Genomic DNA, 12,095 nt, shown 5'->3' on the forward strand with positions numbered 1-12,095 from the left:
AGCTGCTCCACCCCGCGCCGTGGTAACGTAGAGACACAACGGCGCGGGGTGGAGCAGCTCGGTAGCTCGCTGGGCTCATAACCCAGAGGTCGCAGGTTCAAATCCTGTCCCCGCTACTGACAGACAAGGCCCGGATCCGCAAGGATCCGGGCCTTGTCGTGTGTCCGCCGGGATGTCCACCCAAAGAATCGCGATACAAGCGTTTGGGTTGTCTCTCTGTGGGCATGTCGACAAAACGCTGAAGTGACCTCACCGGCTGCGGTATACCAAGGTGTACCCGGGTTGCAGGTGATGACACGATGGAATTTATGGGGGACAGGGTCAGTCTGTTGGAGACAGGGCGTTTTGTGCATACGCACGACGGTGTCGAGGACGAAGAGGAGACCCGGCACCGCCGGGCCGCCGAGTCCGGCGACATCGCGTCGATGAGCGCCCTGGGCTCACTGCTGCTGCGCCGCGGCGACCTCGACGGCGCCGAGCCGCATCTACGCGCGGCCACCGCGGCGGGCGACCGCGCCGCGGCCAACAACCTCGGCGTCCTCCTCCACCAGCGCGGCTACGCCGACGAGGCGGCCGGCTGGTGGCGCATCGCCGCCGTCGCCGGATCCGCCGCCGCGGCCCACGCCCTCGGCCGCCACCACCGCGAGCGCGGGGACGAGCCCGCCGCCGAGTACTGGCTGCGCCAGTCCGCCGAGTCCGGGCACGCCCTGGGTGCGTACGCGCTCGCCGACCTGCTCGAGCACCGCAGCGACATCGGCGCCGAGCGCTGGTTCCGGTCCGCCGCCGATCGCGGCCACCGCGAGGCCTCGTACCGGCTCGCCCGCATCCTCGACAAGCGCGAGGACGAGGCAGCCAGAGGGCGCGCCGGTCCGGACGCCGAGTCGGAGGCCGAGAAGTGGTACCGGCAGGCCGCCGCGCGCGGCCACCGCCGGGCCGCCCTCCACCTCGGCACGCTGCTGGAGAAGCGCGGCGAGATCAAAGAGGCCGGCCGCTGGTACCTGACGGCCGCCAAGGACGGCGAGGCCCGCGCCGCCTGCGCGCTCGGCTTCCTGCTGCGTGACGCGGGCGACACCGACAGCGCCGCCGTCTGGTGGCACCGCGCCGCCCAGGACGGCGACGGCAACGCGGCCAACGCGCTGGGCGCCCTGCACGCCGACCGCGGCGAGACCCAGACCGCCGAGCGCTGGTACCGCACCGCCCTGGACGCCGGGGACATCAACGGCGCGTACAACCTGGGACTGCTCTGCGCCGAGCAGGGCCGCACCGCGCAGGCCGAGCAGTGGTACCGCCGCGCCGCCTACGCCGGGCACCGCGAGGCCGCCAACGCCGTGGCCGTCATGCTGCTGCAGCGCGGTGACGCGGCCGGCGCCGAGCCGTGGTTCTCCAAGGCCGCCGAGGCGGGCAGCGTGGACGCCGCGTTCAACCTGGGCATTCTGCACGCCGGGCGGGGCGAGGAACGGGCCGCCCATCAGTGGTACGAGCGGGCCGCCGCCGCCGGGCACACCGAGGCCGCGCTCCAGGTCGGCATCGTCCTGCTGCGCGAGGGCGACGGCCGTGAGGCCGAGCGCCATCTGCGCTGCGCCGCCGGGGGCGGCAGCGCGGAGGCCGCCTTCCGGCTGGGCGCGCTGCTGGACCGGCCGTCCGCCGACGGGGGCGCCCCGCGCGGGTCCCTGGGGCGCGCCGAGCGCGCCGAGATGGAACCGGCTATGCCCGAGTACGAGGAGTGGTACGAGCGCGCCGCCCGCCAGGGCCACCGGCGCGCCCAGGTGCGCATGGGCATGCTCGCGGCCGCCCGGGGCGATGTGGTGGAGGCCGCCCGCTGGTACCGCGAGGCCGCCGAGGCGGGCAGCAGCAACGGCGCCTTCAACCTGGGTCTGCTGCTCGCCCGCGAGGGCAGCGAGCCGGAAGCCGCCCTGTGGTGGACCCGCGCCGCCGAGGCCGGCCACGGACGCGCCGCGCTGCGCCTGGCCCTGCTCTCGGCCCGCCGTGGCGCCCTGTCCGAGGGCCAGCGCTGGTGCGCCCGCGCGGTCGAGCTGGGCCCGGCGGAGGTGGCCGAGCGGGCGGCCCGGCTGCGGGACGCCCTGCAGCAGGAGCTCACGGCGTAGCTCCGGCGCGTAGGCCTTGGTGGTGTCGCCCTCCCTGCCCCCTTCTCCTCGCGATTTGCTCCGGCCGTCGTCCTGTGGTTACTATTTCGGCACATCGACGCGGGGTGGAGCAGCTCGGTAGCTCGCTGGGCTCATAACCCAGAGGTCGCAGGTTCAAATCCTGTCCCCGCTACCAAGGCGAAGGGCCCGGATCCACAAGGATCCGGGCCCTTCGTGTTGCGCCCGTACGCCCGGGGCGGGGCGGCCGCCCGAGGGCTCAGGCGGCCGCGCAGTCGGGGCAGAGTCCGCGATAGGTGACCTCGACCTCCGAGACCGCGAAGCCGAAGCGCTCCTCAGCCGGGAGGTCGGCCAGCGGGTTGCCGGAGGGGTGGACATCGCGGATGGTGCCGCACCGCCCGCAGATCAGGTGCTGATGCGCGTGGTGGGCGTTCGGGTCGTAGCGCTTGGCCCGGCCGTCCGTGCTGACCTCGGTCACCTCGCCGAGCGAGACCAGCTCCCCGAGGGTGTTGTACACGGTCGCGCGTGAGATCTCCGGGAGACGGGCGGCCGCGAGGGCGTGTACCTCATCGGCGGTGTAGTGCACATGCTCCCCGTCGAGGACCTCGGCGACGACACGTCGCTGGGCCGTCAGTCGCCAGCCGCGTCCCCGGAGCCGTTCCAGCAGGTCACTCATGCCATTCACCTATCAGTCAGATAAGGCAAGGGTAGCAGCGGACCGGTCCATGACCAGATCTCGTATCACTCTCCAGTGGTTCTTGATTTAGACATCGTCCAAAGTGAAAGAGGCCGGATGCCGAAGGGCTCCGGCCTCTTCACGCGCCCCGTTACCGGGCTCTCACCCCGCCAGCGCGGGCGCCGGCTGCCGCGCGCCGGTCCAGCAGCGGATGATGTCGCGTACCGACACCACGCCCACCGGATCGCCCGCCTCCAGGACGATCAGATGGCGGAAGCCGCCGTGGGACATCGCGCGCGCCGCTTCGTCGAGCGTCCACTGAGGGGCGGCGAAGACGACGTCGGAGGTGGTGTGGGCATGGGCTCGTTCACGGTCCGGGTCCTGGCCCGCGCCCAGTGAGTTGAGGACATCGCGCTCGGTCAGGATGCCGAGCCCGCTGGTATCGGGGTCCAGCACGATCGCCGAGCCGACGCGTCGCGCGGACATCAGCCGGGCGGCCTGGCGCAGGGTGTGGGCGGGGCCGATGGTGAGGATCACTGAACTCATGGCGTCGCGGACGAGCATGGGTGGGGACATGGTCGTGCCACCTCCTTGGCGAATCCTTACTGCGGGGGCCGCGCGCACTGCGGAACCGCGTGCGCCGCGGGAACTGCGTGCAACGCGGAACTGCGTGCGATGCGGGGCTGCGTGCGCTGCGAACACCGCGGCGCTGCGCGGCGCCGCGCGACAGTGCGCGTCTGCACAAGTTCACAAGCGCGCGGATTCACATGTTCACATGGGGGCGTAGACGTCTACAAGGGGCGTGCGGAAGCCGATCTACCGCCTGACGCGCCCCCGTACCCCCTGATGCACAAGCCGGTCCGGGGCCCGCACGGGCCCTAGTCGCCCAGGTAGCTCAGCAGTTCGCCGTGCAGCAGCCCGTTCGACGCCGCCGCGTTTCCGCTGAGCGGCCCCGGCGCCCCGTCGAGCCCGGTGAAGCTGCCGCCCGCCTCCTGGACGATGATCGCGTTCGCCGCCATGTCCCACAGCGACAGCTCGGGCTCGGCGCAGATGTCCACCGACCCCTCGGCGACCATCATGTACGGCCAGAAGTCGCCGTAGCCGCGCGTCCGCCAGCAGGCCCGGGTCAGATCGAGGAAACGGTTCAGCCTGCCGCGCTCCTCCCAGCCGCCGAGCGAGGCGTACGCGAACGACGCGTCCTCCAGCCGCGCCACCTGCGACGCCGCCAGCCGGCTCGCGGACGACAGGCTCCGGCCGGTGTACGCCCCCAGCCCCTCGGCCGCCCACCAGCGGCGGCCGAGCGCCGGTGCCGACACCACCCCGACGACCGGCCGGTCGCCGCCCTCGCCGCGCTCCATGAGCGCGATCAGCGTGGCCCAGACCGGCACCCCGCGCACATAGTTCTTGGTGCCGTCGATCGGGTCCACGATCCAGCGGCGCGGACCGCTGCCCTCGCTGCCGAACTCCTCGCCCAGGACCGCGTCCCGCGGCCGGGCCCGCTGGAGCGAGGTGCGGATCAGCTCCTCGGCCGCCTTGTCGGCCTCGCTGACCGGCGTCATATCGGGTTTCGTCTCGACCTTGAGGTCGAGCGCCTTGAATCGCTCCATGGTGGTGGCATCGGCGGCATCGGCGAGTACATGGGCGAGACGCAGGTCATCGTGGTAGTCGGGCATGGCCGAACAGTATCGACACGGAATCGGCCGATCCACACGACCACGGCCGGACGGGGGCGCCGGGGGCGTACGCCGTGGCTATTGACACCACCTGGCGGTGCGTCAATTCTGTCCGCACGTGCCGCTGAAGAGGGACACATGGCCTGGGAGGCGACGATGCCCGCAGCACGTGAATCCTTACTCGACGCGGCCTTCACCGCGCTCGCCGACCGCCCGTGGGCGGTGGTCCGCATGGTCGATGTGGCCGTGGCGGCCGGGGTCTCGCGGCAGACGCTCTACAACGAGTTCGGCAGCAAGGACGGCCTCGCGCGCGCTCTGGTGCGCCGTGAGGCCGAGGCATACCTGATCGGCGTGGAGCGGGCGCTGTCCGGAGCGACCGGCGCCGCCGGCCCGAACGAGCGGCTGGCGGCCGCAGCGGGCTGGACCGTACGGGCGGCGGCCGCGAATCCCCTGGTGCGGGCGGTGCTCACCGGCTGCTGGAGCGAACGGCTGCCCTCGCCCGTACGCCCGGGAACCCCTTCGCCGCGCCGCCCTGGCATCCCGGACCCGCTGCCCTCGCCCGTCGATCTCCTGGCGCAGATCAGGGACCGCGCGGTGCGCCTGCTGGCGGGGGTCTGGCCGCAGGGTGGGGCGGCGGAACTGGCTCAGGCCTGCGAGACGGCCGTGCGCCTGGCGCTGTCGTACGTGGTCGCGCCCGTGTCGGAGGAGGAGGTGGAGAGCCTGGTGCGCGGGGCGTTGGCCTAGTGCGCCGAGCCGGAGAGCTGGAGCCCGATCACGCCGACGATCACCAGCGAGATGGAGATGAGCTTGAGCGTGGAGACCAGGTCGCCGAGGAAGACCATGCCGTAGATCGCGGTCCCGGCCGCCCCGATGCCCGTCCACACCGCGTACGCCGGGCCCACGTCCAGCTTCTTCAGAGAGAGCGTCAGCAGGCCGAAGCTGCCCAGTGCGAAGGCGCAGAAGGCGATGGTGGGCCACATTCTGGTGAAACCGTGCGAGAGCTTGAGGCAGACGGCGAAGCCCGTTTCGAGTAGCCCGGCGACCACGACCAGCAGCCACGCCATACAAGTCCTCCCGTGCCGGTGTCGGCTGCTTCCGCCTCGCTTGTGTGATTATCCATTTACCGCACGTGGCGGGTGGCAAACGTCACCGTCGGCGGGCGGGTCGGTCGCGGGTCAGTCACCCTCTCGCCGCTCCCGCGTGGCCAGCAGCCGCCGCAGGGAGTAGAGCCGGGCCGGATCGGCGTGGCCGTCGGCGACCCACTGGTCCAGCGCGCAGTCCGGCTCGTCGTGGCTGCAGGCGCGCGGACAGCCCTCGGTGCCCGGCTCCAGGTCCGGGAAGGCGTGGATGACCCGCGTGGGGTCCACATGGTGCAGCCCGAAGGACCGTACGCCCGGGGTGTCGATCACCCAGCCGTCGCTGTCGGGCAGCGGCAGCGCGAGCGCGGAGGTGGTGGTGTGGCGGCCGCGGCCGGTGACCGCGTTGACCCGGCCGGTGGCCCGTTTGCGCTCCGGCACCAGGGCGTTGACCAGGGTCGTCTTTCCGACGCCCGAGTGTCCGACGAAGACCGTGACCTGGTCCGCGAGGCGTTCGCGCACCCGGTCGGCCGCGCCGCCGTCGGCCAGCTCCTCGCGGTTGGTGACGACATAGGGGACGCCGAGCGGCTCGTAGGTCTCCAGCATGGGGGCCGCCGGGGCGAGGTCGGACTTGGTCAGGACCAGCAGCGGGGACAGCCCGGCGTCGAAGGCGGCGACCAGACAGCGGTCGATCAGCCGCGGGCGCGGCTCGGGGTCGGCGAGCGCGGTGACGATGGCCAGTTGGTCGGCGTTGGCGACGACCACCCGCTCGAACGGGTCGTCGTCATCCGCGGTACGGCGCAGCACCGACGAGCGCTCCTCGACCCGTACGATCCGCGCGAGGGTGTCCTTGGCGCCCGACAGATCCCCGACGACCGCGACCCGGTCCCCGACCACCACGCCCTTGCGGCCCAGTTCGCGGGCCTTCATGGCGATGATCGTGCGGTCCTCGATCAGGACCGTCAGCCGGCCGCGGTCGACGGTCAGCACAAAGCCCTCGGCGGCGTCCTCGTGCTTGGGGCGGATGCTGGTGCGCGGGCGATTGCCCTTGCGGTTGGGGCGGACCCGGACGTCGTCCTCGTCGGTGTGCTTGCCGTAGCGACGCATGGCGGGGCGCCTCAGGCTCTCCGCGCGGGGGTCGTCGCCGCGTCGAGCATGCCGGTCCACAGCCCGGGGAAGTCGGGCAGGGTCTTGGCCGTGGTGGCCACGTTCTCGATCTGTACGCCCTCGACGACCAGGCCGATGACCGCGCCCGCGGTGGCCAGCCGGTGGTCCTCGTAGGTGTGGAAGACCCCGCCGTGCAGCGGGCGCGGGCGGATCCGCAGCCCGTCGGCGGTCTCGGTGACATCGCCGCCGAGCTCGTTGATCTCCTTGGCCAGGGCCGCGAGCCGGTCGGTCTCGTGCAGCCGCAGATGCGCGATGCCGCTCAGCGTGGACTCGGAGTCGGCCAGCGCCGCCACCGCCGCGATCACCGGGGTGAGCTCGCCCACCTCGTGCAGATCGGCGTCGATGCCGGTGATCCGGCCGGTGCCGGTGAAGGTCAGACCGGCGTCGGTGAGCTCGCAGGCCCCGCCCATGTTGGTGAAGATCCGGCGCAGCGAGTCGCCGGGCTGGGTGGTGCGCTCCGGCCAGTCCGGGATCGTCACCCGGCCGCCGGTGACCAGGGCGGCCGCCAGGAACGGCGCCGCGTTGGACAGGTCGGGCTCGACCACCAGGTCGCGGCCCAGCAGGGCGCTGGGCGACACCCGCCATACGTTCGGCTCGCCGCCCGCCTCCGGGGCGTCCACGGCCGCGCCCGCGGCCCGCAGCATGTCCACGGTCATCCGGATGTGCGGCAGCGAGGGCAGCGCGGCGCCGACATGGCGCACCTCGACGCCCTGGTTGAAGCGCGGCGCGGACAGCAGCAGCGCGCTGACGAACTGCGACGAGGACGAGGCGTCGATGCGCACCGGGCCGCCGTCCAGCGCCCCGCCGCCGTGCACGGTCATCGGCAGCGAGCCGCGGCCGTCGTCGTCGATCCGGGCGCCGAGCGCGCGCAGTGCGTCGATCACGCCGTGCAGCGGGCGCTCGTGCGAGCGCTTGTCGCCGTCGAACCGCACCGGGCCGTCGGCCAGCGCCGCGACCGGCGGCAGAAAGCGCATCACCGTGCCGGCGTTGCCGACGTCGACCGTGGCCGGGCCGTGCAGGCCCGCCGGGATGACCCGCCAGGCCTCGCCGCCGCCCTCGGAGCCCGGCGCGCCGTGGGAGCCGTGGGAGCCGGGGGAGTGGTCGGGCACCGTCTCCTCGATGCCCACGCCCAGGGTGCGCAGCGCCTCGGCCATCAGAAGGGTGTCGCGGGAGCGCAGCGGGCGGCGCAGCCAGCCCGGCTCGGCGGCGAGCGCGGCCAGGATCAGGCCGCGGTTGGTGACCGACTTGGATCCGGGCACGGTGACGGTCGCGTCGACCGCTCCGTCGGCGAGCGGAGCGGGCCAGAGGGCGGCGTGCGCGCCCGAGGGGGTCTCAATGCCGGTCATGGCTCTCACTTTAGTGGCTCGCCGAGAGTGAGATTCTTGATCAAAAACGGCGAAACCCAGTCGAAACACGCCGCTGATATGGACGGCTCACCGACGCTCACGGTCGGCTCACGGCCCGGAGGGGCCGCCGGTCACAGCCCCAGCAGCCAGCGGCCGCCACCGATCAGCGAGCTCAGCGAGACCACGTGGAAGAGCAGCAGCCAGATCGTGGCCGGGACGTTGGTCAGGCGCGCGAGCTGGTCGGGGTCGGAGTCGTGCGCCCCCGAGTAGCGGCGCTTGCGCTGCAGCTCGAACGGGGGGCGTACGCCGCCCAGGAGCAGAAACCACACCACGACGTACGCGAAGGCCGCCTGCACGTCCGGCTCGGTCAGCCAGGAGACGAGGAAGAAGGCGGCCCCGGAGACGACCACGGTCAGCACGCCGTACGCATTGCGGATCATGACCAGCATCAGCGCCAGCAGCGCCGTCGTCCCCCACAGCAGCGCGGTGATATGGCCCGCGGCCAGCAGCCACGCGCCCGCCAGCCCGAGCAGGGACGGCGCGGTGTAGCCGGCGGCCGCGGTGAGGATCATGCCGAGACCGGTGGGCTTGCCACGCGAGACGGTCAGCCCCGAGGTGTCCGAATGCAGGCGTATGCCCTCCAGCCGCCGGCCGCTGACCAGCGCCACCAGGCCGTGGCCGCCCTCATGGGCGATGGTGATGGCGTTACGGGCGATCCGCCAGGCGATCTGGGAGACGACCGCCGAGAGCGCGACCAGCCCGGTGGCGGCGACCAGCCAGGTGGTGGGGTCCGGCTGGGTGCCGACGACGCGGTCCCACAGATCGGCGGCGTTCGTGCTGTCCATGTGCGGGAGACTCCTCGCGTCCGTCTTCGGTGCTTCTGCTCTTCAGTACGTTGTTCAGGGCCGCTCGGTTTCGACGGCCCGGCGTCACCGGCCGTGGGCGTCGTGGCAGTGTGGCACCTATGTGCGGTCGATACGCAGCGAGCCGGAAGCCTGAGGACCTCGTCGGCATCTTCGGGGTGCAGCAGTGGGAGCCGGAGGAGACGCTGGCCCCGGACTGGAACGTCGCGCCCACCAAGGGCGTGTACGCGGTGCTCGAACGCCCCGTCAAGGACACCGACGACCCGAGCCCGGTCCGCCAGCTGAGGGCGCTCAAGTGGGGACTGGTGCCGTCCTGGGCCAAGTCACCCGACACCGGCGTGAAGATGATCAACGCACGGGCGGAGACGGTGCACGAGAAGCCCTCCTACCGCCGCCCCTTCGCCTCGCGCCGCTGTCTGCTGCCCGCCGACGGCTACTACGAGTGGGTCACCGGCTCGGGGGAGCGGCAGCTGGAGGAGCAAGGGAAGCGGAAGCGGCCGCGTAAGCAGCCCTATTTCGTGACCCCGGTGGACGGCTCGGTGATGGCCATGGCCGGGCTGTACGAGTTCTGGCGCGACCGGACGCTGCCGGACGACCACCCGCGGGCCTGGTGGGTGACCTGCACGGTCATCACGACCGAGGCGGAGAAGGAGCCGTTTCCCCTGCTGGGCAAGGGCGGGGACGAGGGCGGCGCGGGGCCGCGGTCGCTGGCCGACATCCATCCGCGGATGCCGCTGGTGCTCACCGAGGACCGCTGGGCGGCCTGGCTCGACCCCTCCCACACCGACCCCGACGAACTGCGCCCGCTGCTCGCCCCGCCGCCCGCGGGGCTGCTGCGCGCCTACCCGGTCGCCACGGCCGTCAGTGACGTACGTAACAACGGCCCGGAGCTGGTGACCGAGCTGGAGGCACCCGAGACGAGCACGCTCTTCTGAGGTTCTGATGGTTCAGAGTTTCTGAGCTTCTGAGCGGCCTTCCGGGCGCAGCCGCCCGGAGGCGGCAGGATGGGCATGTGAGCGCCGAGCAGACCGAGCAATCAGCCGAGAACAGCAGGACGACGGGGACCAGGGAGATCGTGCAGACCCCCGCCGGGGACGCCAGGATCACCTGGCACCGCGCCCCCCGAGCCCGCGCCGTGCTGGCCGTGAGCCACGGCGCCGGGGGCGGGATCGAGGCGCGGGACCTGCAGGCACTGGCCGCCGCGCTGCCGCCGCTGGGCGTCGGCGTCGCGCTGGTCGAGCAGCCGTGGCGGGTGGCGGGCAAGAAGGTCGCGCCCGCGCCGAAGACCCTGGACATCGGGTGGCGCGCGCTGTGGCCCGCGCTGCAGGAGCCCGGGCTGCCGGTCGTCGCGGGCGGCCGCAGCGCCGGGGCGCGGGTGGCCTGCCGTACGGCGCGCGAGCTGGGCGCGAGCGCCGTGCTGGCGCTGTCCTTCCCGCTGCACCCGCCGGGCAAGCCGGAGCGGTCCCGGGCCGAGGAACTGCTGGGCGCCGGTCTGCCGACGCTGGTGGTCCAGGGCGGCCGCGATCCGTTCGGCCGCCCCGAGGAGTTCCCCGAGCTGCCCGCCGGGACGGAGCTGGTCGGGATTCCGCACGGCGACCACGGCTTCGTCGTGCCCAAGAAGGCGGACATCGGCCAAGAGGAGGCGCTGGCGCGGATCACCGGCGCCGTGGCCGAGTGGCTGGTCCGCGTACCTCTCTGAGCTGCGCGGATGCGCCATATAGGGGTGGCGGGGACGTCCGGGAATGCGGCGGGGCCGCCTTCTGTTGTAGGGGGCGTATATGGTCCCCCAGCTACCGCTGGGAGGTGCCCCCCGATCAGGCACAGGTTTCAGGTGCACGCACCAGCAGAAGGAGTCCCCAGTATGGGTTCGCTCGCTTGCCCGGCTCGCCCGCGCGCCGCTGACCTGGACTGGTCGCAGCCGCAGACGGGGTGGACTGCCCGGAACGAAGCGGCGGGCGGACCGGATCGTCGTCTATTCTCCGATTCGAGCGGGTCCGCATTCGGCGGCCTCGCCACGAAGGCGGAGGAGGTGGGTCAGGTCACTGGCACCGACGCGGGGACCGACGGCGTGACCGAGGGCCGGCCGGTCGGGCAGCCGCAGGAGACGGACGTCGAGCGCAATGCGCGCTTCGAACGGGATGCCCTTACCTTCCTCGACCAGATGTACTCCGCCGCATTGCGTATGACGCGCAATCCGGCCGACGCCGAGGACCTGGTGCAGGAGACATACGCGAAGGCGTACGGGTCCTTCCACCAGTTCCGTGAGGGCACCAACCTCAAGGCGTGGCTGTACCGCATCCTGACCAACACCTTCATCAACTCGTACCGCAAGAAGCAGCGGGAGCCCCAGCGCAGCGCGGCCGAGGAGATCGAGGACTGGCAGCTGGCGCGCGCCGAGTCGCATATGTCGACCGGTCTGCGCTCCGCGGAGTCGCAGGCGCTCGACCACCTCCCCGACTCGGACGTCAAGGAAGCGCTCCAGGCCATTCCCGAGGAGTTCCGCATAGCGGTCTATCTCGCGGACGTCGAGGGGTTTGCCTACAAGGAGATCGCAGACATCATGGGGACACCCATCGGTACCGTGATGTCGCGGCTGCACCGTGGGCGCCGCCAGCTGCGCGGTCTGCTCGAGGACTACGCCCGTGGGCGCGGACTGGTCCCGGCCGGCGCGCCCGCCGCGGCGGACGAGTCGAACGATCGGAAAGGCGCGGACTCATGAGCTGCGGAGACCCGCACGAGACGGATTGCTCCGAGGTCCTCGACCACCTCTACGAGTTCCTCGATCGCGAGATGCCCGACGTCGACCGCGCCAAGCTCGAGGTGCACTTCCACGAGTGCTCCCCCTGCCTGGAGAAGTACGGCCTGGAGCAGGCCGTGAAGAAGCTGGTCAAGCGGTGCTGCGGCCATGACGACGTGCCCAGCGACCTGCGCTCGAAGGTCATGAACCGCATCGAGCTGATCCGCTCCGGCGAGGTCGCGCCGGAGCGGGAGGTCGTCGTGGAGACGAACGCGCCGACGCCCGCGCAGGACTAGGCCCTGTCCGGGCAGGACCAGCCGCCCGCGCAGGACCGGCGCCGCTCGCCGTAACCCGCCCGATCATCACCCGAAGGTGTGGAATCGGGCGGAGCATACGGACGAACCCCGCGTGCCCGGCTCTATCCTCCCCAATCTGACGGCCCCGACCGGGGCCGT

Annotated in this window: 13 protein-coding genes and 2 tRNA genes; 8 read left to right on the forward strand and 7 right to left on the reverse strand. The window is 72.2% G+C overall.

Translation table 11 applies throughout. The features are described 5' to 3' along the window. Positions 1–42 precede the first annotated feature (42 nt). From CCN51_RS27820 to CCN51_RS27830, 3 genes are all read left to right on the forward strand, one after another. Positions 43–116, forward strand: a tRNA-Met gene (locus CCN51_RS27820). A gap of 183 nt (positions 117–299) precedes the next feature. Then, positions 300–2,105 (forward strand): tetratricopeptide repeat protein, encoded by a 1,806-nt coding sequence (locus CCN51_RS27825; protein WP_043486844.1) that lies wholly within the window; start codon positions 300–302, stop codon positions 2,103–2,105. 98 nt (positions 2,106–2,203) lie between these two features. Continuing rightward, a tRNA-Met gene (locus CCN51_RS27830) sits at positions 2,204–2,280 on the forward strand. Between the two features lie 81 nt (positions 2,281–2,361). Here CCN51_RS27830 and CCN51_RS27835 read toward each other — a convergent pair. The 3 genes from CCN51_RS27835 to hisN form a co-directional block, all read right to left on the reverse strand. After that, a complete protein-coding gene (locus tag CCN51_RS27835) occupies positions 2,362–2,778 on the reverse strand; it encodes a Fur family transcriptional regulator (RefSeq protein WP_014176614.1) in 417 nt (138 codons plus the stop codon). Positions 2,779–2,940: 162 nt separating this feature from the next. Next, on the reverse strand, positions 2,941–3,342 hold the full coding sequence (locus CCN51_RS27840) for a CBS domain-containing protein (RefSeq protein WP_043486842.1): 402 nt from the start codon (positions 3,340–3,342) through the stop codon (positions 2,941–2,943). A 314-nt stretch (positions 3,343–3,656) separates the two neighbouring features. Further along, on the reverse strand, positions 3,657–4,451 hold the full coding sequence (gene hisN / locus CCN51_RS27845; protein ID WP_014176612.1) for a histidinol-phosphatase: 795 nt from the start codon (positions 4,449–4,451) through the stop codon (positions 3,657–3,659). A gap of 156 nt (positions 4,452–4,607) precedes the next feature. Here hisN and CCN51_RS27850 point away from each other — a divergent pair, with 156 nt between their 5' ends. Continuing rightward, complete coding sequence (locus tag CCN51_RS27850) at positions 4,608–5,195, forward strand: TetR/AcrR family transcriptional regulator (protein WP_043490277.1); 588 nt, start codon at positions 4,608–4,610, stop codon at positions 5,193–5,195. On the opposite strand, the gene CCN51_RS27855 is transcribed toward CCN51_RS27850, so the two are convergent. The 4 genes from CCN51_RS27855 to CCN51_RS27870 all read right to left on the reverse strand — a co-directional run bounded on the left by CCN51_RS27855 (position 5,192) and on the right by CCN51_RS27870 (position 8,885). Next, on the reverse strand, positions 5,192–5,515 hold the full coding sequence (locus tag CCN51_RS27855) for a DMT family transporter (RefSeq protein WP_014176610.1): 324 nt from the start codon (positions 5,513–5,515) through the stop codon (positions 5,192–5,194). The genes CCN51_RS27850 and CCN51_RS27855 overlap by 4 nt on opposite strands. 111 nt (positions 5,516–5,626) lie before the next feature. Then, on the reverse strand, positions 5,627–6,634 hold the full coding sequence (gene rsgA, locus CCN51_RS27860) for a ribosome small subunit-dependent GTPase A (protein WP_014176609.1): 1,008 nt from the start codon (positions 6,632–6,634) through the stop codon (positions 5,627–5,629). 11 nt (positions 6,635–6,645) lie between these two features. Further along, a complete protein-coding gene (gene aroA / locus CCN51_RS27865) occupies positions 6,646–8,040 on the reverse strand; it encodes a 3-phosphoshikimate 1-carboxyvinyltransferase (RefSeq protein WP_014176608.1) in 1,395 nt (464 codons plus the stop codon). A gap of 131 nt (positions 8,041–8,171) precedes the next feature. After that, complete coding sequence (locus CCN51_RS27870; RefSeq protein WP_014176607.1) at positions 8,172–8,885, reverse strand: M50 family metallopeptidase; 714 nt, start codon at positions 8,883–8,885, stop codon at positions 8,172–8,174. A gap of 119 nt (positions 8,886–9,004) precedes the next feature. On the opposite strand from CCN51_RS27870, the gene CCN51_RS27875 reads away from it, so the two are divergent. From CCN51_RS27875 to rsrA, 4 genes are all read left to right on the forward strand, one after another. Continuing rightward, positions 9,005–9,838, forward strand: a complete 834-nt coding sequence (locus tag CCN51_RS27875; RefSeq protein ID WP_043486839.1) for an SOS response-associated peptidase — start codon at positions 9,005–9,007, stop codon at positions 9,836–9,838. Between the two features lie 77 nt (positions 9,839–9,915). Next, positions 9,916–10,602: an alpha/beta hydrolase family protein gene (locus CCN51_RS27880; protein WP_014176605.1), complete on the forward strand. Its 687-nt coding sequence runs from the start codon at positions 9,916–9,918 to the stop codon at positions 10,600–10,602. A gap of 330 nt (positions 10,603–10,932) precedes the next feature. After that, positions 10,933–11,622, forward strand: coding sequence for a sigma-70 family RNA polymerase sigma factor (locus CCN51_RS27885; RefSeq protein WP_014176604.1), 690 nt, complete (start codon positions 10,933–10,935; stop codon positions 11,620–11,622). Beyond that, the gene (gene rsrA / locus CCN51_RS27890; RefSeq protein ID WP_014176603.1) at positions 11,619–11,936 is read left to right on the forward strand and encodes a mycothiol system anti-sigma-R factor; all 318 of its coding nucleotides are present in this window, start codon (positions 11,619–11,621) and stop codon (positions 11,934–11,936) included. Before CCN51_RS27885 ends, rsrA begins: the two co-directional genes overlap by 4 nt. Positions 11,937–12,095 lie beyond the last annotated feature (159 nt).

This window comes from Streptomyces milbemycinicus, from assembly GCF_002154605.1.
Lineage (GTDB): Bacteria > Actinomycetota > Actinomycetes > Streptomycetales > Streptomycetaceae > Streptomyces > Streptomyces milbemycinicus.

What these genes read in the sequence shown, in the direction of transcription:
- CCN51_RS27825 (WP_043486844.1), top strand. Translation starts at nt 300, where the DNA reads ATGGAATTTATGGGGGACAGGGTCAGTCTGTTGGAGACAGGGCGTTTT.
- CCN51_RS27835 (WP_014176614.1), bottom strand. Translation starts at nt 2,778, where the DNA reads ATGAGTGACCTGCTGGAACGGCTCCGGGGACGCGGCTGGCGACTGACG.
- CCN51_RS27840 (WP_043486842.1), bottom strand. Translation starts at nt 3,342, where the DNA reads ATGCTCGTCCGCGACGCCATGAGTTCAGTGATCCTCACCATCGGCCCC.
- hisN (WP_014176612.1), bottom strand. Translation starts at nt 4,451, where the DNA reads ATGCCCGACTACCACGATGACCTGCGTCTCGCCCATGTACTCGCCGAT.
- CCN51_RS27850 (WP_043490277.1), top strand. Translation starts at nt 4,608, where the DNA reads ATGCCCGCAGCACGTGAATCCTTACTCGACGCGGCCTTCACCGCGCTC.
- CCN51_RS27855 (WP_014176610.1), bottom strand. Translation starts at nt 5,515, where the DNA reads ATGGCGTGGCTGCTGGTCGTGGTCGCCGGGCTACTCGAAACGGGCTTC.
- rsgA (WP_014176609.1), bottom strand. Translation starts at nt 6,634, where the DNA reads ATGCGTCGCTACGGCAAGCACACCGACGAGGACGACGTCCGGGTCCGC.
- aroA (WP_014176608.1), bottom strand. Translation starts at nt 8,040, where the DNA reads ATGACCGGCATTGAGACCCCCTCGGGCGCGCACGCCGCCCTCTGGCCC.
- CCN51_RS27870 (WP_014176607.1), bottom strand. Translation starts at nt 8,885, where the DNA reads ATGGACAGCACGAACGCCGCCGATCTGTGGGACCGCGTCGTCGGCACC.
- CCN51_RS27875 (WP_043486839.1), top strand. Translation starts at nt 9,005, where the DNA reads ATGTGCGGTCGATACGCAGCGAGCCGGAAGCCTGAGGACCTCGTCGGC.
- rsrA (WP_014176603.1), top strand. Translation starts at nt 11,619, where the DNA reads ATGAGCTGCGGAGACCCGCACGAGACGGATTGCTCCGAGGTCCTCGAC.